The sequence below is a fragment of the Dolomitihabitans soli genome, assembly GCF_022213955.1.
GTDB classification, from domain to species: domain Bacteria; phylum Actinomycetota; class Actinomycetes; order Streptosporangiales; family Streptosporangiaceae; genus Streptosporangium_A; species Streptosporangium_A soli.
In genome coordinates this window covers 1-20,983 of record NZ_JAKNTW010000031.1, presented here as the reverse complement: position 1 = coordinate 20,983, position 20,983 = coordinate 1, and the positions used below count along the sequence as shown (strand labels likewise).

The 20,983-nt window shown below is 69.4% G+C and carries 19 protein-coding genes; 14 read left to right on the top strand and 5 right to left on the bottom strand.

Translation table 11 applies throughout. The features are described from left to right. The 4 genes from MBA17_RS39105 to MBA17_RS49930 all read left to right on the top strand — a co-directional run bounded on the left by MBA17_RS39105 (nt 1) and on the right by MBA17_RS49930 (nt 3,519). A complete protein-coding gene (locus MBA17_RS39105) occupies nt 1-1,503 on the top strand; it encodes a tripartite tricarboxylate transporter permease (RefSeq protein WP_238502749.1) in 1,503 nt (500 codons plus the stop codon). A gap of 3 nt (nt 1,504-1,506) precedes the next feature. Continuing rightward, a complete protein-coding gene (locus MBA17_RS39100) occupies nt 1,507-2,502 on the top strand; it encodes an NAD(P)-dependent oxidoreductase (RefSeq protein WP_238502748.1) in 996 nt (331 codons plus the stop codon). 9 nt (nt 2,503-2,511) lie between these two features. Beyond that, nucleotides 2,512-3,198, top strand: coding sequence for a FadR/GntR family transcriptional regulator (locus MBA17_RS39095; RefSeq protein ID WP_238502747.1), 687 nt, complete (start codon nt 2,512-2,514; stop codon nt 3,196-3,198). A gap of 198 nt (nt 3,199-3,396) precedes the next feature. Beyond that, complete coding sequence (locus tag MBA17_RS49930; RefSeq protein WP_274386651.1) at nt 3,397-3,519, top strand: hypothetical protein; 123 nt, start codon at nt 3,397-3,399, stop codon at nt 3,517-3,519. Nucleotides 3,520-3,651: 132 nt separating this feature from the next. Here MBA17_RS49930 and MBA17_RS39090 read toward each other — a convergent pair whose 3' ends face one another. Both MBA17_RS39090 and MBA17_RS39085 read right to left on the bottom strand, forming a co-directional pair. Beyond that, the gene (locus MBA17_RS39090; RefSeq protein WP_238502746.1) at nt 3,652-5,112 is read right to left on the bottom strand and encodes a sulfatase-like hydrolase/transferase; all 1,461 of its coding nucleotides are present in this window, start codon (nt 5,110-5,112) and stop codon (nt 3,652-3,654) included. 24 nt (nt 5,113-5,136) lie between these two features. Further along, complete coding sequence (locus MBA17_RS39085) at nt 5,137-6,609, bottom strand: ABC transporter substrate-binding protein (protein ID WP_238502745.1); 1,473 nt, start codon at nt 6,607-6,609, stop codon at nt 5,137-5,139. A 147-nt stretch (nt 6,610-6,756) separates the two neighbouring features. On the opposite strand from MBA17_RS39085, the gene MBA17_RS39080 reads away from it, so the two are divergent. The 8 genes from MBA17_RS39080 (at nt 6,757) to MBA17_RS39050 (ending at nt 13,548) form a co-directional block, all read left to right on the top strand. After that, a complete protein-coding gene (locus MBA17_RS39080) occupies nt 6,757-7,812 on the top strand; it encodes a LacI family DNA-binding transcriptional regulator (protein ID WP_238502744.1) in 1,056 nt (351 codons plus the stop codon). Beyond that, nucleotides 7,809-8,768, top strand: a complete 960-nt coding sequence (locus MBA17_RS39075; RefSeq protein ID WP_238502743.1) for a carbohydrate ABC transporter permease — start codon at nt 7,809-7,811, stop codon at nt 8,766-8,768. Before MBA17_RS39080 ends, MBA17_RS39075 begins: the two co-directional genes overlap by 4 nt. Then, nucleotides 8,765-9,643, top strand: coding sequence for a carbohydrate ABC transporter permease (locus tag MBA17_RS39070; protein ID WP_238502742.1), 879 nt, complete (start codon nt 8,765-8,767; stop codon nt 9,641-9,643). The genes MBA17_RS39075 and MBA17_RS39070 overlap by 4 nt, the downstream gene beginning before the upstream one ends. A 37-nt stretch (nt 9,644-9,680) precedes the next feature. Next, the gene (locus tag MBA17_RS39065; RefSeq protein ID WP_238502741.1) at nt 9,681-11,492 is read left to right on the top strand and encodes a glycoside hydrolase family 2 protein; all 1,812 of its coding nucleotides are present in this window, start codon (nt 9,681-9,683) and stop codon (nt 11,490-11,492) included. Nucleotides 11,493-11,500: 8 nt separating this feature from the next. After that, nucleotides 11,501-11,632 carry a hypothetical protein gene (locus MBA17_RS49920; RefSeq protein ID WP_274386650.1) on the top strand — a complete coding sequence of 44 codons (132 nt, stop codon included), beginning with the start codon at nt 11,501-11,503 and terminating at the stop codon, nt 11,630-11,632. Nucleotides 11,633-11,635: 3 nt separating this feature from the next. Then, a complete protein-coding gene (locus MBA17_RS39060; protein ID WP_238502740.1) occupies nt 11,636-11,932 on the top strand; it encodes a hypothetical protein in 297 nt (98 codons plus the stop codon). Between the two features lie 409 nt (nt 11,933-12,341). Then, on the top strand, nt 12,342-12,938 hold the full coding sequence (locus MBA17_RS39055; protein WP_238502739.1) for a DUF6230 family protein: 597 nt from the start codon (nt 12,342-12,344) through the stop codon (nt 12,936-12,938). A gap of 64 nt (nt 12,939-13,002) precedes the next feature. Then, complete coding sequence (locus MBA17_RS39050; RefSeq protein WP_238502738.1) at nt 13,003-13,548, top strand: DUF6114 domain-containing protein; 546 nt, start codon at nt 13,003-13,005, stop codon at nt 13,546-13,548. Between the two features lie 73 nt (nt 13,549-13,621). Here MBA17_RS39050 and MBA17_RS39045 read toward each other — a convergent pair whose 3' ends face one another. Together MBA17_RS39045 and MBA17_RS39040 are read right to left on the bottom strand one after the other, a co-directional pair. Beyond that, complete coding sequence (locus tag MBA17_RS39045; protein ID WP_238502737.1) at nt 13,622-15,418, bottom strand: alkyl/aryl-sulfatase; 1,797 nt, start codon at nt 15,416-15,418, stop codon at nt 13,622-13,624. 223 nt (nt 15,419-15,641) lie between these two features. Beyond that, on the bottom strand, nt 15,642-17,384 hold the full coding sequence (locus MBA17_RS39040) for a SulP family inorganic anion transporter (RefSeq protein ID WP_238502736.1): 1,743 nt from the start codon (nt 17,382-17,384) through the stop codon (nt 15,642-15,644). 264 nt (nt 17,385-17,648) lie between these two features. On the opposite strand from MBA17_RS39040, the gene MBA17_RS39035 reads away from it, so the two are divergent. Both MBA17_RS39035 and MBA17_RS39030 read left to right on the top strand, forming a co-directional pair. Continuing rightward, complete coding sequence (locus tag MBA17_RS39035) at nt 17,649-19,268, top strand: SulP family inorganic anion transporter (protein WP_238502735.1); 1,620 nt, start codon at nt 17,649-17,651, stop codon at nt 19,266-19,268. After that, the gene (locus tag MBA17_RS39030; protein WP_238502734.1) at nt 19,261-19,632 is read left to right on the top strand and encodes a GAP family protein; all 372 of its coding nucleotides are present in this window, start codon (nt 19,261-19,263) and stop codon (nt 19,630-19,632) included. The genes MBA17_RS39035 and MBA17_RS39030 overlap by 8 nt, the downstream gene beginning before the upstream one ends. Here MBA17_RS39030 and MBA17_RS39025 read toward each other — a convergent pair. Then, the coding region (locus MBA17_RS39025; RefSeq protein ID WP_238502733.1) for a tachylectin-related carbohydrate-binding protein at nt 19,625-20,983 on the bottom strand (1,359 nt) is incomplete at its 5' end. The two genes, MBA17_RS39030 and MBA17_RS39025, sit on opposite strands and share 8 nt — an antisense overlap.

The window sequence follows — 20,983 nt, the reverse complement described above, 5'->3', positions numbered from 1 at the left end:
ATGGACATCCTGCAGAATCTGACCGACGGGCTGCAGGTGGCCCTCGCCCCGGAGAACCTGCTGTTCGTCCTGCTCGGCGTGTCCGTCGGCATGATGGTCGGAGTCCTGCCCGGCCTCGGCCCCGCACCGACCGTCGCGCTGCTGCTCCCGATCACCTTCGGCCTGGAGCCGTCCACTGCGGTGATCCTGCTGGCCGGCGTCTACTACGGTGCCATGTACGGCGGCACCATCACCTCGGTGCTGTTGCGCATCCCCGGCGAGGCGGCCTCGGTCGTCAGCACCGTTGACGGGCACGAAATGGCCAGGCAGGGCCAGGCCGGTCGCGCGCTGGGGCTCGCGGCCATCGGCTCCTTCGTCGGCGGGCTGATCGCCACCTGTTGCCTGGTGCTGTTCGCCCCGGCCCTGGCCGACTTCGCGCTGAACTTCGGCTCGCCCGAATACACGGTCCTGGCGTTCCTGGGGCTGATCCTGGTCGCCTACACATCCGCCGGAACAATGATCAAGTCACTGGTGGCGGTGGGCATCGGCCTGCTGCTGGCGTCCATCGGGCAGGACCCGATGTCCGGCGCCACCCGGTGGGCGTTCGGCGTGCCCGACCTCATGGGCGGCATCGACATCGTGGCCGTGATCATGGGCTTGTTCGGGTTGAGCGAGATCCTCGTCAACATCGTCGAGAATCGGCGCGGCGTATCGACGACCAACCACGTCGGCCGGGTGCTGCCCACGGGCCGCGACCTCAAGGAGAACGCCGGGGCCATCGGCAGGGGCTCGGTGGTCGGCACCGCACTCGGTCTGGTGCCCGGTGGCGGAGGGGTGCTGGCGTCGCTGGTCTCCTACGGCGTGGAGCGCAAGGTCTCCCGCACGCCGGAGAAGTTCGGCCACGGCGCGCCACAGGCGGTGTCCGGACCGGAGACCGCCAACAACGCCGCCAGTATCTCCAGCTTCATCCCGCTGCTCACGCTCGGATTCCCACCGAACGGCGTGCTCGCCGTCATCTTCGGCGCGCTGCTGATCCAGGGCGTCACACCGGGGCCGACATTGATCTTCGACCACCCGGACATCTTCTGGGGCGTGGTGGGTTCGATGGTGGTCGGCAACTTGATCCTGCTGGTCATGAACATCCCACTGCTGCCGATCTTCGTCCGGATCGCGAAGATCCCGCCCGCCGTGATGTCCACACTCACGGTGGCGATCCTCGTCGTCGGCGCCTACACGATCAACGGAAACACTTTTGACGTCGGCGTCATGGTGGCCGCCGGCCTGGTCGGCTATCTCCTGAGGAGCATCGGCATCCCGCCGGCGCCGATCGTGCTGGCCTTCATCCTGGGTCCGATCTTCGAGACCAACTTCCGCCGGTCGCTGGTGCTCTCCGATGGCGGCTTCGGCATCTTCGCGTCCTCGCCGACGGCCATCGTGTTGCTCATGCTGGCGTTTCTGGTAGTGCTCAGTACGGCGCTGCCCTTGATCCGCCGACGCCGCCAGACACTCGAAGCGAAGGACTGACCTATGACCGAGCCCGTCGAAGTTCTGCTGCCCACCACGATCGACACGACGATCGCCCTGCCCGACGGCGTCCGCGCGATCCCCTACGACCCGGCGTGCGATCTGCCGGCCTCGTCGGCATCCGCCCAAGGGCTGGTGCTCTGGGGGTGCGGCGGCGCCTGGACGAAAGCCGCCGTCCCCCGGCTGCCGCGGCTGCGCTGGGTCCAGACGCTCGGCGCCGGTTACGAAGCCGTGACCGCCGCCGGGTTCGGCGACGACGTCGTCATCTGCAATGGAGCGACGCTGCACGACGCGACGGTGGCCGAGCATGCCTTGATGCTGAGCATGGCCGCCACGCGTCGGCTGGACCTGCTGATCCGCGCGCAACTCGCGGGTGACTGGAGCGACCGGGGCGGCCTGCAGGACCTCGACAACACTCGCGAACTCACCACGCTGGCCGGCGCCCGCTGTCTCATCTGGGGGTTCGGCGGGATCGGCCGGACCCTGGCCCCGTATCTGCGGATGCTCGGCGGCGAGGTCACCGGCGTGGCGAGCACCGCCGGCGAGCGTGACGGCTTCCGAGTCGTGGCCGGCGACGACGTCGACGACCTCCTGCCCGCAACCGACCTGCTGATCATGATCCTGCCGGACACCGCCGCGACCAGGCACACGCTCGACGCCCGCCGTATCGGGCTGCTGCCTCCGACCGCCTGGCTGGTCAACGTCGGTCGCGGCAGCACCGTTGACGAGACCGCCCTCGCAGAGGCACTCGCCCGCGGGCGTCTCGGCGGCGCCGCCCTGGACGTGTTCGAGACCGAGCCGCTACCGGCGGACTCGCCGCTGTGGACACTGCCCAACGTGATCGTCAGTCCGCACGCCGCCGGTGGCCGGCCGCGCGGATACGCCGAGCTCATCGCCCACAACGCGGCGGCTCTGCTCGGTGCGCGCCCTTGGCGCAACGTCGTCCGAGCGGGTGGGCCCCTGGGCGGGACGGTAAACGGCCGTCCCGGTTATGAGTAGGGTGATCATATGTCGGCCTCGACGCTCCATTCGGCGGTCCTTGACGCGCTAGGTTCGGACATCGTCAGTGGGGAGCTACCGGCCGGATCGGTTCTCACCCTGGAGAACCTGCAGCAGCGATACTCCGTCTCCCGCGGAGTGGCGCGCGAGTGCATGCGCATCCTGGAATCGCTGCGCATGATCACCTCGCAGCGACGCACCGGCATCTGCATCTCACCTGAACGGCAGTGGAACGTCTACGACACCCGGGTGATCCGCTGGCGTCTGGACAGCAGGCACCGCGCCGCTCAGCTTCGGTCCCTCACCGAGTTGCGACTCGGGATCGAGCCGATCGCGGCGCACCTGGCCACGCTGCGGGCCTCCGCCGACGAGCGCGCCACACTCCGCGCCGCGGCGGAGGACATGCGCCGGTACGGCACGACGCACCGCCCGATGCGCTACCTCGCCGCGGACATCGAGTTCCACCGGATCATCCTCGCCGCGTCCGGCAACGAGATGTACACCGCCCTCGCCGATCCGATCGCGGAGGTCCTCAGGGAGTCACCGACGCACGGCCGCTCCGACTACCCCGTCCCCGAGACCATCGGCTATCACGAGGCCGTCATGGAAGCCGTCTGCACTGGAGATCCGGATGCCGCCGAGCGGGCGATGACGACCCTCCTCAGCGACGTCCGCGGGGCATTGCGACTGATATAGAGCGCCTTGGCGCGTCTTTCGTGGCTCATCGCGGCCTGCTCGGTGACAACAGCGACGCGAACCGCCTCGATCGCGGGCGTCGCGACATCAGGAGCCCAGCGAGTCACACTCGGTGGGGTGAGGCCCCGGGCGGACCCGGAATGTCTGACGTCACCTCCACAGGCAGTCGATCCGCCCGTCCTGGGACGGCAGCTACTCATGCTGGTCGAGGGGGCGACCGTCGTCGCCGCGCATCACGACACTGCCGGGGCGGGCGACGCCGCCCGCCAGGCCGCGCTCACCCTGCTGTCCGCCGCCACTCGCCCCAGCCTCCAGGACTGACGCACCCGAACGGCGCGGTACGCGCGTGAACACGACTGGCTGCAGGCGGGATCGTCCGGGACGGCTTGGACGATCCCGCCTGTCGACGCCGACCAGGGCCGATCGTCGAGTGCCGGGTGAGGCGGGGCCGGACTATCGCCAGTTGTGCGATGCGCGTTTGAGTGTGTAGGCCGCCTGCGGCAGGTCGTCCCGGACGCGGATCATCCAGCGGGCGAGATCGGTGGTGAGGCAGGCGCGGATTTCGGCGAGCGTGGGATCGTCGTACCGGTTGTCCAGCTCCGCGGGGTCGGCGTCTAGGTCGTAGAGCTCGCCGACGCCGCGCTCGTTCAGGAGCAGCTTCCACTGCGCGCGCCGGAGCATCACCGTGGTCCCGGACTGGGTGACGGTGTTGAGCTCGTCGAAGGTGCGACCTTCGTAGCGGAAGTGCAACGGAGGGCGCTCGTCGACGCCGTACGACTGCCCACCGAACCCGCGTTCACCGTACGCGCTGGCGAACTCCTCAGCCGGGTAGGGCTCTCCGGTGAGCATGGGCCACAGACTGCGGCCCTGGACGCCGGGCGGGATCTCGACGTCGAGGGCGTCGCAGACCGTCGGGAACAGATCGGCGAGCGAAACGAAGTCGGTGCTGTTGACCATCGCCCGCACGCCCGGCCCCGCCACGGCGAACGGGATGCGCATCAGGCACTCGGGCATGCCCGCGCCCTTGCGTTGCAGGCCGTAGTCACCGGCGTAGTCGCCGTGGTCGGCGACGAAGAACACCAGCGTGTCCGCGTCCCGCCCGCCGTCGCGCAGGTGCGTGAAGAACCGGCGGAGCTGGTCGTCGATGAGCCGGAGCATCCCGCAGTAGTTGGCGCGGTACCGCCGCCACTCGTCGTCGTAGCCGGGCCGCTTCTCCTCGATCAGCCGGCGCAGCCAGGTGTACGTGCCGCCCTTGCGCTCGGCGCCTTCGGGCCCGGCCAGCCGCTCAGGCACCTGGTCCGGGTCGAAGAGGCTGAAGTACGGCTCCGGGACCTGGTAGGGGTTGTGCGGTTCGGGGAACGACAGCCAGGTGAAGAACGGCTGGTCGGCAGGCGTCCGGTCGATCGCGCTGATCGCGTCGGTGACGATCCGGTACGGGAACTGGCTCTCCAGCGGGAATGGTGTCGGCTCATGGCTGACCGAGTGGTCGAGCGAGCCGAGCCACTGCTCGAACCGCGCCTGGTCGGGCGTCGCTGCGTCGGCCGGGCCTCGATCATGCCAGTACGGCGCGGCGAAGGTGTCGAAGTCGGCGGGCTTCCGGTAGAAGTGCGTCTTACCTGCCAGATGCAGCGCGTAACCGGCGCCACGCAGCACATCCACCAAGTCATCGCCGCGCAGCACGTGCTCCGCGGCGCTGTTCTGCCGGACCCGGTGCGCGGACGGGTATCGTCCGGTGAGCAGGCTGACCCGGGCGGGCACGCACAACGGAGACGTGGTGTACGCCCGCTGGAGCTGGACGCCGGTGCTCATCAGCCCGTCGAGGAAGGGCATGGTGTCCAGCGCGAAGCCGCTCGCGGCGGTCCAGCCGGCGCGCTGCTGGTCGGTCATGACCAGCACGATGTTCGGTCGGTTCATGGGATAGGCCTCCGGGAGCGACCGCTAGCGCTTCGCGTACATCGGCTCGGGGTAGTCCTTGCGCGGTTTCCAGTTGGGGAAGGCGTAATCGTCCGGACTGACCTGCGCGCCCTTGCTCTTCGCCGCCTTGATCGCCCGATCCCGCTCCTTGGCGCTGTCGCTGGACAGCTTGGTCAGCGCCGCGCGTACGTCCGTGACATCGCCGGTGAGCGCACCCTGCACGATGTCACCGACAGTGGGGCGCACCGGCTTGTACTCGATCAGCACCTGCTGGATGTCCTTGTTGCCGACGACCGGGTCGGGAGCGAGGAAGACGCTCTCCTTGAACCAGCCGACCAGCTGCTTGTAGGCGGGGTGCGCCTCGGAGCGGTCGACCACGGAGATGTCGCGCGGGGGCTGCGACATGGTGTTGGCGACCTGGAGGGAGTACTCCTCCGTGGCGAAGTAGTCGTTCAGGAGGGCGTTCGCCACCGCGGCCTTCTTGGTCGTCGGTGACAACCAGTAGTCTCCCGGCTGCGGCACATGGTATGTGGCCACGGTGGTGTCCGCGTCAGGCACCAGAATCGGCCCAACGCCGAGCTTCTTGCCGAACTCGGGCGTGTCCTTCAGCGCCACGCCGGGACACCACGGCCCGTCGAAGTAATACGCCGCCATCCCGGCGGTCCACCGGGCCCGCGCCACGTCGTCGACCCAGGAGTTCGCTCCCGGCACCAGCACCTTGTCCTGACGCAGCGAGACCAGAAACTCGATCGCGTTGAGGTATTCGTCGGACTGGTAGGCGAATTCGCCGGTCTCATACCGCACCGCGACGCCACCCCCGAACCCGGCGTGGCCACCCGCGAACCCGGCCGCCTGCGCCAGGTCGTGGATCTGCTCGCCCAGCCGATCCGGCATGCCGATGTTCCAGATCCAGCCGTACGCCTCGCCGCCCGACGCGCTCTGCACCTTCTTGGCCGCGGCTCGGAACTCGTCGTAGGTCTTCGGCGGCGCCTGCGGGTCCAGCCCGGCGCGCGAGACGAGTTCGGTGTTGAACCATGTGACCGCGGAGTAGGTCTGATGGCTGAAGATGGGAAACGCGTAGGTCTTGCCGTCGAAGATGTGCAGGCCCTCGATGAGCGAGTCCGCCACCCGGGCCTCGGCCGCGTCGCTGAGGTTCAGCGGCTGCGCCCAGCCGGCGGCGACGAGCGCCGCCGCGGGTATGTTGAGGCCCGCGTTGGTGCGCAGGTCCGGGAGCTGGCCGCTCTGTTTGGCCAGTTGCAGTGCCTGGCCCATCTTCGCGGGGTTGTAGTACGTGTACTGGACAGGTGCGCCACCAGGGCTCTTGGCGAACTTGGCGAAGATCTCCGCCTTCGTCTTCTGGAGCTGGTTCTGGTGGTCCCACCAGGTCAGCGAGTTGCCGCCGGCGCCTCCGCCGCCTCCGCCGCACGCTCCGGTCGCTGTCGCGACGGTCAGGGCGCCCGCCGCGGCGAGGAATCCCCGCCGAGTCATCGCGGTCATCGGTCCTGCCTCTCACCCCGCGGCCGTGAAGGGGTTGTAAAGAAGTGTTGCCGCGTGGCAAATTCATTCTTGCCACGCGGCATGCCGCGCGGCAAGACTCTTCTTCAACATCCGTGTCATCGGCTCCTGACTGGAGGGTGAACGACTGTGGTGACACAACGTGACGTGGCGCGGCGAGCGGGAGTCTCGGTGCGGACCGTCTCGAACGTCGTGAACAACTTCGCCTACGTGGCCGAGGAGACCCGCGCCCAGGTGCAGCGGGCCCTGGACGAACTCGACTACCGGCCCAATGTCGCAGCGCGCAGCCTGAACCGAGGGCGGTCCGACCTGCTGGCCCTCGTGCTGCCGCTGGACGTGCCGTACTTCACCGAGCTGGCCGCCCACGTGGTGGACCGGGCCGAGGAACGCGGGTACACGGTGCTCATCGACCGCACCGCGGGGATGGCCGAACGGGAGCGGCAGATCCTCATGCGGCGGGACCGGTCGGCTCTCTTCGACGGGTTCATCTTCAGCCCGTCCAGCTTGACCGAGGACGAGTTGCGTCGCTGGGCGGGCAAGTGCCCGGCGGTGATGCTGGGCGAGATGCGGGTGGACGGCTTGGACCACGTCGCCATCGACGACACCGCCGCGGCCCGGTGCGCCACGGCGCACCTGGCCTCGCTGGGCCGGACCCGGATCGCCGCCATCGGGGTGCCCCACCCGCCGCGGACGGAGACCGCGGCGCTGCCCAGCCTGCCGCGGCGGGAGACCCCGGCGCATCGGTCGGCCGGATACGAGCAGGCACTGGCCGAGGCGGGACTGCCCGTCCGTCCCGAGCTCGCCATACCGGTGCGGCGCTACCAGCGCGAGGACGGCCGGCACGCGATGGACCGCCTGCTCGATCTGGCGGAGCCGCCGGACGCGGTGTTCTGCTTCAACGACCTGCTCGCCATCGGGGCGGTGCGGGCGGTGCTGTCCCGGGGGCTACGGGTGCCGGAAGACGTCGCCGTCGTCGGGTTCGACGGCATCGAGGAGGGCCGGTTCGTCACCCCGGCGTTGACCACCATCGCGCCCGACAAGGAGCGGATCGCCGAGCTCGCCGTGGCCCGCCTGCTGGAGCGCGTCGAGGGTGACCAGAGCCCGCCTGCCCAGCTGGAGGCACCATGGCGGCTGGTGGTCGACGAGAGCACCGCCGGGCGGCACGCTCGCGAGGCCCGCCTATGACGCTCGCCCTCCGTTCCGCGCCGACCTCCGCCGGCCCGCGGCGGCCGCGCCGTCCTCGCGGTGCCGCTCGCAACACCACGTTCATCTGGCTGTTCCTGACCCCGACCGTACTGCTGTACGGGGCGTTCACCGTCTACCCGATCATCAGCAGCTACGTGTACTCGCTCACCGACTGGAACGGGTTCGACACGGACCGGTCGTTCATCGGCATGGCCAACTACCGCGAGGTCCTCGCCGACCCGATGTTCTGGAGCTCGTTCCGGCTGACGTTGACGTTCATGGTCTTCGCGGTGCCGCTCCAGGTGCTGGCCACCCTGCTGCTCGCGATCCTCCTCAACTCGCCCCGCATGCCGCTGCGCAAGCTGTTCCGGACCGCCCTGTTCCTGCCGGTGGTCACCACCACGGCGATCATCGGCGTGGTCATGCAGTTCGTCTTCGACCCGGCGAGCGGCCCGGTGAACCTCGCGTTGCGTGAGGCCGGCCTGGTGATGGACGGCATCGACTTCCTCGGTCAGTCGTCGACGGCGCTGGGCACGACGATCGCCGTGTACGTGTGGAAGTGGTTCGGGATCACCCTGATCTACTGGCTGGCCGCGTTGCAGACCGTGCCGAACGAGGTGTACGAGGCGGCGCGCCTCGACGGCGCGGGCGGGCTGGCCACCCTGCGGCACATCACCGTGCCCCTGCTCAAACCCTTCCTGGTCATCATCACCCTGCTGTCGATCGAGGCGTCGTTGCAGGTCTTCGACCTCGTCCTGACCATGACCGGGGGCGGCCCGTTCTACTCGACCGAGGTGATCGAGGTCTACATCTACCGGTGGGCCTTCGCCGCGACGATCCCGCGGCTCGGGTACGCCTCCGCGGCCGCCGTCCTGTTCGGCCTGTTCATCGGCCTCGTGGGGCTGCTGCAACTGCTCGCGTTCCGCGCCACCCGCCGGACGAGGGGGGCGGCATGAGCCCGGCCAGGCGGAATCGCCGGACCTATCGCCGGACCTGGGGCGGAACGCTGCGCCGGCTGCCCTGGTGGCTGGCCGCCGCCGCGCTCGCCATCGGCTGCCTGCTGTGGATCTACCCGTTCCTGTGGATGATCGCCGCGTCGCTGAAGACGTCGGCCGAGGTGTTCACCAAGGGGCTCGACCTGCTGCCGGGCAACCCGCAGTGGGAGAACTACGAGCGCGCGTGGGCGGATGCGCAGTTCGGGAAATACCTGCTCAACACCGTGATCGTCACGGTGAGCACGGTGGTGATCGTGGTCGTCCGGTGCGCCATGGCCGGCTACGTCCTCGCCCGCCACGAGTTCCGCGGGCGCCGGGTCGTCATGGGCGTCCTGGTCGCCACGCTGTTCGTTCCGGCCGGATACACCATCATCCCGGTGGTCGACCTCTCCCAGCGGCTCGGCCTGCTGAACTCACAGACCGGCATGATCCTGGCGATGTCGGGCGCCGCGAACGTGGCGGCGATCCTGCTCTACGTCGGATACTTCCGCGGCATTCCCAAGGAACTGACCGAGAGCGCGCTCATCGACGGCGCCGGGTTCGCGACCGTCTTCTTCCGCATCATGCTGCCGCTGGCCAAGCCGGTGACGGCCACGGTCACCGTACTGACCTTCCTATCCACCTGGAACGCGTTCTTCCTGCCGCTGGTCTTCACGTTCTCCCGGCCTGACCTGCGCACCGTCAGCGTCGGCATGCTCGCGTTCGTCGGCGAGAACACCACCGACTGGTCGGGCATGGCCGCCGCGGCGACGATCTCGATGCTGCCGGTCGTCGCGCTGTTCATCGTCCTGCAGCGGTACTTCGTCGAGGGCATCGCGGGTGCCGTCAAATCCTGATCACCTTCTGCCCGACCCCAACGAGAAAGTGAGCACCGTGCCTGAAACCTCCGCCGTCCCCCGCCCCGAGTACCCGCGACCGCAGTTCGCCCGCACCGCATGGCAGTGCCTGAACGGAACCTGGCAGTTCGAGATGGATCCCGGTGACTCCGGGCTGGAGCGAGGCCTGCTCGACCGGGACCTGACCGCCGAGATCGTCGTCCCGTTCTGCCCGGAAGCACCGCTGTCCGGCATCGACGACCCGGACTTCCATCCGGCCGTCTGGTACCGCCGTGACGTCCGGGTGCCGGAAGACTGGGCAGGGCGGCGGGTGCTGCTGCATTTCCAGGCGGTCGACCACGACGCCACGGTGTGGGTGGACGGCGTCGAAGCCTGCCGGCACCGGGGCGGGTTCACCCCGTTCACCTGTGACCTGGCCGCCGCGGCCGACCCGGCGCACACGTACACCGTCGTCGTGCGCGCCCGGGACCCCCGCAACGGACCTCAGGCGCGTGGCAAGCAGGCGACCGCCTTCCAGGGGCGGGGTGCGGTCTACGGGCGCACCACCGGTATCTGGCAGACGGTGTGGTGCGAGCCCGTGCCCGACGCGCACCTCGGCCGGCCGCGGATCACGCCGAACGTCGCGGCGTCCGCGTTGCGGGTCACCGTGCCGGTGTCGGCCAACCGCGCCGGGCACCAGGTCCGGGTGACGGTGTCGGACCAGGCCGGTGTCCTCGCGCAGGCGCGGGCGCGCGCCGACCTCGACTTGGCCGCTGAGGTGTGGCTGCCGCTGCCGGCTGACCGGGTACGGCTGTGGAGCCCCGAGGACCCGCACCTGTACGACCTGCGCATCGACCTGCTCGACGGCGACGGCGCCATGGTCGACACCGCCGCGAGCTACGCGGGGCTCCGCTCGATCGCCATCGACGGGCCTGCCGTCCTGCTCAACGGCGAGGTGCGCTTCCAGCGGCTCGTGCTCGACCAGGGCTACTATCCCGACGGTCTGATGACCGCGCCCACGGATGAGGCACTGCGCCACGACATCGAGCTGGCCATGGCCGCGGGGTTCAACGGCGCCCGGCTGCACCAGAAGGTGTTCGAGGAGCGGTACCTGTACCACGCCGACCGGGCGGGTTTCCTGGTCTGGGGCGAGTTCGGGGACTGGGGGGCCGATGTCGGCGGCCCTCCCGGGCACAACCAGCAGCCGACCGCGTCGTTCGTGACCCAGTGGCTGGAGGCGGTCGAGCGCGACTACTCCCACCCGTGCATCGTCGGCTGGTGTCCCCTCAACGAGACACCGCAGCGGCTGCACGACCAGATCACCGTGCTCGACGACGTCACCCGAGGCATGTACCTGGCCACGAAGGCGGCCGACCCCACCCGCCCGGTGATCGACGCGTCCGGCTACGCACACCGGGTTCCCGGCGCCGACGTCTACGACTCACACTGCTACGAGCAGGATCCCGAGGCGTTCGGCAAGCTGATGGCGGGCCTGGCCGACGGGACGCCCTTCATCAACGCCGATCGCGACGGCGCGGCATGGTCGGTGCCGTACCGCGGCCAGCCGTACTTCTGCAGCGAGTTCGGGGGCATCTGGTGGAACCCGGACGCGGGCCCCGGGGAGAGCTCCTGGGGGTACGGCGAACGCCCCGCGAGCGAGGAGGAGCTCCAGCAGCGGTTCGCCGGGCTGGTCGCGGTCCTGCTGGACGACCCCCGGATGTTCGGCTACTGCTACACCCAGCTCACCGACGTCTTCCAGGAACAGAACGGCATCTATCGCTTCGACCGCACGAGCAAGCTGGACGTCTCGCGGATCCGCGCGGCACAACAACGTCCGGCCGCCATCGAACAGGCCGGTCCCCGCGAGTAGCTTCCGAGGTGATCCACATCGAGCAGGTCCGGGCCTGGCTCGGCCGACCGTCGTGGTCGACGGAACCGGCCGACGCCTACTTCGGCCAGGTACTACGCGGTGCGGCCAACGGCACCCGGTTGTCACGGGCCCAGGGATAGCGCATGGCCATCACCAGGTTGACCAACCTCCCCGGGCACTGCAGCCAGTACTCCGGCGCCGCAGCCTTTGGCGTCGACGATCAGCCATTTGTCGCCGGTCAGCACGAGGTGGTCGATGTTGGCGCTGCCCAGGCTGAGCGGATCCAGGCCACCACCGCGCACCTGGTCGAACCCGTCCAGGTCATGGAAGAGGTGGAAGTGGTCGGGGCGGCTGTTCAGCCACTGCTCCGGCGCTCAGGCTTCTTGCCGCTCGTGGAAGGCTCCCCGGCGTGTGTCGGAGCCGTCCTTCGCGGTGCCTGAGTCGCTCAGGCTCCCAGCTCGGGCTTGGTCTGTGATCGTTATCTTGCCAGAGAACTGGTCGTGGCCCGCCCCGCTTGCGACCATAGTCCTGGTGACGTCCGTGGTCCCGAACGTTTGCATCGCCAGCCCGAGCGGCGGAGCTGTGCAATCCATCGAGCGCGCAGCCCAGCGCAGCCTGCCTTTGATCTGCTCGCATGAGCGCTTCCCAATCGATCGGTGCACGAGAGCGCCCTTTCTGGTTATCGGCAAATTTGTCCAGCCGCAGGCCATAAGCGCCACGGCCTCCGGCGTGTATGTCGACGAGCACTGTGAACGTCCCGCATGCTCGGCGATAGACCGGACTGCGGCCCTCTGTGACTCTCTGTAATATTGCTGGCTCGTCCGGGGCCGACGTGAAGTGGAGCGCATCATGGCCGAGCAGGGACGCGTGCGATGGAAGCGCTTCGGCCTGACCCTCGTTCCTGTCGCGGCGATGACGTCACTGCTGATCGGTGCCACGGCTCAAGGAGTCATCGGCGCCACGTTCGTGGTGCCCGGTAACAGCTTCAAACTCTTCGCCGGTGAACTGCGCGGCCAGGGCTTCTCCCTGGCCAGCGACGTGGACCGGACCAGGAAGGGCCGGCTCGTCCCCGTCATCGTGGCCGGCGTCCGGCGGGCCGCGATCACCGAGCTGTGCTCGAGCGCGCTGGTGAAGACACCCGTGGGCACGATCACGATCCGGCTCACCGGCGGCCGGGGCGGCAACGAGGTGATCATCGACGACCTGGTGATCGATGTGGCGGTGGGACAGACCGCCGCCTCCATTCGCGATCTTGAGCTGGGTCGTGACGCCAGCACCTTGGAGGAGGTACCTGGTGGCAGGGGGCCGGCCGGCACCTTCGGCGGCCAGGCCAGAGCGGTCACCTTGCGCAACGTCAGGCTGGGCGCGTGGGCCGTCACGGCCGCGACGTTCAGCCTGCCCGACCTCGGCCTCAACGTGGTGCGTGGTGAGCGCGAGTGCTACTGAGGCGGACCTGGCCCGGCCTCTCGGCCGGCAGGCGGGCATGGCCCGAGACGAAGGGCGGAAGATCATGAAGTCGTGGCGGCGTTCCCGGCCGTTCTGGGGCGGGCTGTTCATCGTGGCTGCGGGGCTGGAGTTGCTGTCCATCCCGCTCGCGATCGACGCGCTGCCGGTGGCCATCATGTTCGGCACGGTCGGAGCCGGCTATCTGATCGCCCTGGTCATGATGATCGCGGGGGTACTCCTCTGGCTGCAGCCCGGCCAGCGGGTGTTCCTCGGGGTGATCGCGGTGCTGTTGTCCCTGGCGTCCTTCGTCTACTCCAACCTGGGCGGTTTCCTGGCGGGCATGATTTTGGGGCTGCTGGGGGGCATGCTGGCGGTGGCGTGGACCCCTGACAGCCGGCCAGCCAACCGCTTCGACACCATCACTGTCTTGAACGCGCTGAGGGCCGCCCGAAGGGTCGCTTCACGCGTGCAGGTGCCGCGCTGGGCGACGGCCGCCGCGCTGGGGCGGCACTGCCGGCGGCTGGTATCCGCACGGCGGGCCTGGGTTGGGACCGACAGCTTGCCGGCGCACGCGAGTCCCGTTGCGAAGCTGAAAGAGCCGACGGGATAAGGCGTGGTGGCGCTCGTCCAGGTCGGTGAAGTGAGCCGATACGTCAGGGCCCGCGAGCGCGGCCTGCTCGCCTTCAGGGCGTCACGATGGGGAACGCGGGGTCCGGGTCTTCCAGCACGGCGGTCAGGCGGCGCAGGACGTTCATGTCGCCCTCGTGCTCGATGCCGTCGGCTGATCGGCCGGTGAGCAGGCCGATCAGGTGCTGGTTGGTGAGCGTGAGCGTCAGGTCCACCGGCTGCGGCGGCGGGTCGGCCTGGTGGATGAGCGCGCCGTTGGACAGGGTGGTGCGGTGGCGCTGGTTCAGATCCGTCAGCCGCCAGTCGATGGCCAGGCTCTCGTTCCACGCCTTGGGTCCGTCGACGCGGATGGCCAGGGAGTCGAAGACCTGCTCGACCGTCAGGGCCTCGATCATCTCCGGCGAGGTGGTGTCGAGGTTGGCGGGGACGACGTCGCCGGTCAGCTCCAGCGCGCCGACCAGGTAGAAGTTGCGCCAGGTGCCGTTCTCGCAGCCGTGGCCGAGCCGGGTGTAGACCTCGGCGAGCATACTGCGCGCCTGGCGGTCGCCGGCGTCGGCGAAGACGGCGTGGTTGAGCAGCGAGGCGGCGAACCGCAGGTCGCCGTCGTCGATGTAGCGGCGGGCGAAGGCGAGGACGCCGTCGCGTCCGCCCATGCACTCGACGTAGCGGCGCGCCTGCTCGATGGGCGGATGCTCCCACAGATGGGCCGGGTTGCCGTCGAACCAGCCCAGGTAGCGCTGGTAGATGGCCTTGACGTTGTGGCTGACCGAGCCGTAGTAGCCGTGGGTGTGCCACGCCTGCTCCAGAGCGGGCGGCATCCGCATCGCCTCGGCAATCTCGGTGCCCGTCATGCCCTTGTTCATCATCCGCAGCGTCTGGTCGTGCATGTAGGCGTACATGTCGCGCTGCTGCGACAGGAAGGTGACGATGTTCTGGCTGCCCCAGGTGGGCCAGTGGTGCGAGGCGAAGCAGACGTCGGCCTTGTCGGCGAACAGGGCGATCGCCTCGGTCAGATAACGCGACCAGATGCGCGTGTCACGCACCAGCGCACCGCGCAGCGTGAGGATGTTGTGCTGGTTGTGCGTGGCGTTCTCGGCCATGCACAGCGCCCGGCGGTCGGGGATGAGGAAGTTCATCTCCGCAGGGGCCTCGGTGCCCGGGGTGAGCTGGAAGATGATCCGTACGCCGTCGAGCGTCTCCTCCTGCCCGGTGTGCGTGATGTCCTTGCTCGGCGGGATGAGGGAGATCGTCCCGGTCGAGGTAGTCATGCCCAGCCCGCAGCCGATCTGGCCCTCCGGCGAGCGTGGCAGGGCCGGGCCGTACATGTAGGTGGCCCGGCGGTTCATCGCGGTGCCGGCGTAGACGTTCTCCGACACCGCGTGCTCCATGAACCCGGCGGGCGCCAGGATCGGCACGCTACCGTCGGTGACGCCGCGTACCCCGCCGAAGTGGTCGGCGTGGGAGTGGGTGTAGATCACCGCGAGGACCGGGCGGTCCCCTCGCTGGTCGCGGTAGAGCTTCAGCCCCGCCGCCGCGCACTCGACCGACAGCAGCGGGTCGATCACGATGACGCCCGTCTCGCCCTCGATCAGGGTCATGTTCGACAGGTCCAGGCCGCGGATCTGATAGATGCCGCCGGTCACCTCATACAGGCCCTGCTTGACGCACAACTGCCCCTGCCGCCACAGGCTGGGATGCGCGCTGTCCGGGCACTCCTGCTCCAGGAAGCCGTAGGAGTCGGTGTCCCACACGACCCGGCCGTCGGTCTTGACCACCGCGGGGCTCAGCGCGGCCAGGAACCCGCGGTCGGCGGCCTCGAAGTCGGCTCGGTCGTGAAAGGGAAGGTCTGCCATGGGACGGTGCTGCCCTCGCGCGTCTCCGATGAAGGCCAGGAGAGTTCCAAGAGTAAGCATTTCGGGTGAGTGATCGTCTCGTACGCGGGCAGGGCCGGGCTTACCTGTCTTCCTTCTCCCGGCCGGTGACGAGCGGCGAGCGCATGGCCGCTCAACGCAGTGATGGGCCTGTTCGTTCGCCAGGAGGTCAACCTGATCGTGCGGCGGCCATAAGGCCAGGGTGTCAGGCGCCTGAGCGTCGCCCGGCCAGCAGGGCGCGCAGCCGGTCCAGGAACCGCCGGCGGTGCGGACGCGCCGATCGCACCGCCGGCTGAAGTTCGGGGTGGTCGGCACGGTAGGCGGCGACCGCGTCGGCCACCCGGTGGAAGAACTGGACGCGCCCGTCCAGGCCGGTGTCACGCATGAGGGCCCGCACTGGGGTACGGGTGCGGGCGAGCGCCAGTCGCACGCCGGCGCGGTCGCAGTCATCGACGACCCGGTGCAGCGCTTCCACGCCGGTGGTGTCCATGTCGTAGACGGCTTCGGCGTCAAGGACGATCTGCCGCAGGGGCGGTTCGGCGTCGGCTATCAGGCGGGACAGTTCGGTGCGGAGGACGTCGGCGTTGGCGAAGAACAGCGGTGCGTCGAAGCGGTAGACGACGAGGCCGGGCAGTGTCTCAGCGTCGCGGTAGTTGACGACGTCGCGGTAGGCGTGCTCCTCGCCGGTACGGCCGAGCACCGCCGTGTACGGCATCACCGCCCGGCGCAGCACCTCCAGCAGCGAGACGACCACCCCGGCCACGATGCCCTCGAGCACGCCGAAGGTCAGCACGCCGAGCGCGGTGACGGACGCGAGCACGAAGTCCGTGCGGCGGATTCGCCAGAGCCTGCGAAAGGCCGGCAGGTCGATCAGCCGGGCGGCGGTGAGGATGATGACGGCGCCCAGGGCTGCTTGGGGCAGGTCGCGGATCAGCGGCATCAGCGCCAGCAGGGTGACCACCACGGCCACCGCCGCGCCGAGCCCGGCCATCCGGGTCCGCGCATCCGATCCGGCCAGCAGGGCGCTGCGCGAGTCGCTGCCATTGGCGGGGAAGCCACCCAGCAGACCGGCGGCGGCGTTGGCCGCGGCCAGGCCGAGGAACTCCTGCTGCGGGTCGGCGTCCTTGCCTTCCTTGGCCGCCATGGAGCGGGCGGTGAGCACGCTGCCGGCGTACACCAGCAGCGCGATGCTCAATGCGGGGCCCATCAGGCGCATCGTGTCGGCCAGGCCGGTCCGGGGCAGTTTCGGCACCGGCAGCCCGCCTTCGGCCGGGCCGAGGACGTCCAGCCGAGCGTCCAGTCCGGCCAGCGCGACGACCGTGGTCGCCACGGCCAGGGCGATGAGCGGGCCGGGCAGACGGCTGGCGTAGTGGCCGATCAGCAGCACGGCCGCGGCGGTCAGGACCGCGCACCCAAGGGCCCACACGTTCACGTTCGCAAGGTCGTGCAGCACAGCAACGGCCTTGGCAAGGGTCGTGCCGCTCGCACTGATACCGGTCACCTTGCCGAGCTGGCTGGCGATGATCACCACGCCGGAACCCGCCAGGTAGCCGGTCAGGACGGGCGTGGACAGCAGGCGCATCAGCACGCCGGCGCGGACCACGTACCCGATCATCAGGAAGACGGCGATCAGCAGCGCGAGCTGCGCCGCCAGGACGGGGTGCTCCCGACCCGGGACGGCGGCGAGCGCACTGGCCACCACGATCGCGACCGACGACTCGGGGCCGACGTTCAGGAAGCGGGCCCCGCCGAAGATCGCGTACCCGATCATCGCGCCGAGGGCCGTGTACAGGCCGGTCGCCGCGGGCAGCCCGGCCAGTTGTGCGTAGGCGAACGCCTGTGGCACCAGCACCGCCCACAGCGACAACGCCGCCAGCAGGTCCGGGCGCAGCCACGCGCGCCGGTAGCCGCGCAGCTCCGTCCAGCCGGGGACGGCGGACCAGCCCACCCGCAGCCTCCCCTCCTGTGGCCGACGCCTGGTTCGTAGCCAGGCAGGGGCCAGGGGAAGCCTGCGAGATCGTCAAGCATCATCCCAGGTCAAAAGGGGTACGCCAGTCGCGATAGGGGAGAGTGGTGTGGGTGGGGTTGCTGGGGGGCTGCCGCCTTTCGCCTTGTCCGTGGCGATCGGCCCGATCCCGGTCATCGCGGTGATGGCCGCCCCGTCGGTCGTCGGGGTGCTGCCGGCCGGCGTACGGCCGGGCGGGCTGCTGTGGTGACGTGGTTCGCCGCGGGCATGCGCGGCCCGCTGAGCCTGCCCCGGGAGATCACCGCCGGGGTCACCCTCGCCGCGCTGGCCATCCCGCTCAACATCGGCTACGCGCAGATCGCCGGGCTGCCGCCGATCGTCGGCCTGTACGCCGCCATCGTGCCGATGCTGGTGTTCGCGCTGCTGTGCTCCTCCCGCCAGCTCGTCGCCAGCCCGGACGCGCCCATCGCCGCGCTCATCGCCTCCCTGCTGGTGGCGATGGCCGCCCGCCCCGGCAGCCCGCAGTACGCCGAGCTGGCCTACGCCCAGGCGCTCGTCTGCGCGGTGGTGTTCCTGCTGTTCTACGCCTTCAAGCTGGGCTTCCTGGCCAACTTCCTGTCCGAACCGGTCCTGGTCGGCTTCATCGCCGGCCTGGCCGTCGAGATCCTCACCAGCCAGGTCGAGAAGATCCTCGGCATCCACACCACCGCCGACCGGTTCTTCCCCGAGCTGTGGGAGATCATCAACAAGATCCCGCAGGCCCAGGCGTGGAGCATCATCGTCGGCGTCGCGACCATACTGGTGATCGTCGCGCTGCGCAGGCTCGCCCCCGCGCTGCCGGGCCCGCTGATCGCGCTGGTGGTCGCGACGGCGGTGGTGGCCTGGGCCGGGCTCGACCAGCGCGGCGTCTCGGTCCTCGGCAACGTCCCCTCCGGGCTCCCCGTCCCGCACTGGCCGCAGATCACGCTCGGCCAGTGGGCCGCGCTCATCCCCGGCGCCATCGCGATCTGCGCCGTCACCCTGGCCGACGGCCTGCTCACCGCCCGCCGCTACGCCGAACAACACGGCTATTCCCTCGACGCCAATCAGGAGCTGCGGGCCTTCGGCCTGGCCAACATCGCCGCCGGGCTCACCCAGTCGATGACCATCGGCTCCAGCGCCTCGCGCACCGCCGCCATGGACGCCACCGGCTCCCGTTCCCAGATCCCCAGCGCCGTCTGCGCGATCGTGGTCGCCGTCCTGGTCGCGTTCTTCTCCGGCCTGCTCGCCTACCTGCCGAACGCGGCTCTGGCGGGCATCGTCGCCGTCGCCGTCATCCGGCTCATCGACGTCCGCAAGCTGGCCGAGCTGTGGCGGCTGCGCCGCTCCGAATTCTGGATCGCCGTCGTCTGCCTGCTCGGCGTCCCGGTGCTCGGCTCGCTCACCGCCGTCGTCATCGCCTTCCTGCTGTCTGCCGTGGATGTCGTACGGCGTGCCTCCCGGCCCAGCACCGCCACCCTGCGCCCAGGTGAGCACGGCCGCTACATCCGCGGCGCCGCCGGCGGCCCGCTGGCCGTCTACCGCTTCGAAAGCCAGCTCTTCTTCGCCAACGCCGACACCTTCAAAGCCGAGATCACCCACCTGGCCGACCAGGGCGCCCGGTGGATCGTCCTGGATGCCGAGGCCATCACCGACGTCGACACCACCGGCGCCCAGACCCTCCGCGAGACCACCGCCGTGCTACGCGAACGCGGCGTCACCTTCGCCGTCGCCCGCGCCACCACCGGCCTGCGCCACCTGCTGGACCACTACGGCCTGACCGACCTCACCTACTACGACTCCAACGAGGCCGCAGCCACCGCCTACCGGGAGAGTGACCATGGGTGAGGCCTTCGCCGACATGCTGCCCTACACCCTCGGGCTGATCGTCTCACCGTTCCCGGTCGTGGCCGTCATCGCCCTGCTGATCAGCGCCAACGGCCGCGCCAAAGCCCTGCTCTTCGAGGCCACCTGGCTGATCATGAGCTGGGTGGTCCTGATCACGCTGCTGGGCACTCTCGGCGCCACCGGACACGCCAAGCCCACCTGGCTGGCCTGGCTCGCCCTGATCATCGGCGTGTTCCTGCTCGTGATGGCCTTCGCCGGCATTGGCAGGGCCGCCCGCCGTCAGGCATCGAGGGCCAGGCCACGCTGGAGGACCTCGGTAGGTATCCGGGGTCCTCCAGCGGCTGTCGGCTGTTCGGTCAGCTGATGCTGGCGGGTTGGGCGGACAGAAGGGTTTGGGTCCAGCCTTCGGTGCCGACGGCGCTCTGGCTGCTGAGGTCGTCGCCTTGGCCGTCGTAGGGGTTCTTGTCAGCGTAGCGGAAGAGCGAGCCATTGCTCCGGTGGCCGTAGTACACGCCCCCGCCGGGCGACAGGAGATGGTCGAAGACCTGCCAGGTGGTGTCGCGAAGCTCGTACCTTCTCCAGGAGCCAGGGCCGTCGATCCGGTAAGAGATCAGCTTGCCGCCGGCCGTCGTGCCGAGGATCCAGTTGGGGCCGGTCGCGGTCAGGGTCTTGAGGGCGAAGCCGTCGCCGATGACAGAGCCGCTGACGATGTTGTCGATCGTGGGCTTGATCGCATTAACGGTGTAGCGGCGCAGGGTCCCGTCGGCGATGCCGAACAGGTGGCCGTTGCCGTCGTAGGCGAGGAGGTCGTGGGTGTAGCCGCTGCCGAGATAGACAGGCGGCTCGAAGATGAGGCTGTCGCGATTGGTCCGGATATCGACTCGGTAGAGCCGTCCCTCCTTATCGGTGACCAGGAGGGTATTGAAATCCAGCGTCGCCATCGCCTTGGGAGTGAAACCCAGAGTGGTCGTCGACACGAAAGCGCCACGCGTGCGCTGTCCGGTAGCGGCGTCAATGGCGGTGTAGGTCAACTTCCCGTCCGGCATCGCCCCGTAAACCGAGGCGCTCTCCACGGAGGAGCGGGCGGGGTTCTGCGCGTGGGTGAGGGTCTCCCAGCCCAGGAAGTGCGACGCCCCTGCGGGGCGTTTCTGCTCGACCCACTTCTTGGCGTACGGCATGTCGTAGCCGAGTCCGTGGTGCAGGGCGTTGTAGCCGACCTCGAAGTGGTCCCCCAGGTCGCGCTTGAGCTTCCCACCGCAGAGCCACGACGGGACCGTCGCGCCCAGTTGCAATTTGGCGTGGAAGTCCATCGCGAACCGCAGCCGGTGCTTGGCCTTGGCGTACAGGTCCACCCCCTGGATGCGGGCGGTCTCGGCGACGTGGGAGATGGCCGCGATGCCCCATCCGGTGTGCCAGAAGTCGCGGCAGGTTTCCTGTGCCAGGCCGTCCACGAACGTGGTCTGGCCTTTCCAGTAGTCGATGATCTCGGCTTTGGTGTTGTACTTGCTGCCTGGTGGTGCCTTGGGCAGCGAGCCGTCCGTCTTCAGGTAGATGTAGGCGGGCAGTCGGCCGCGCCAGGTCGCGACAGCCCGGTCGAACGAGGCCCGGTCGTCCAGGTGTACGGCGATGCCGATGGCGGCATCGGTCATGATCAGTTCCCAGTTGCCGTTGTTGTCCGGCCGCCCGGCGATCAGGGTCGGGAGGTACACGGTGCG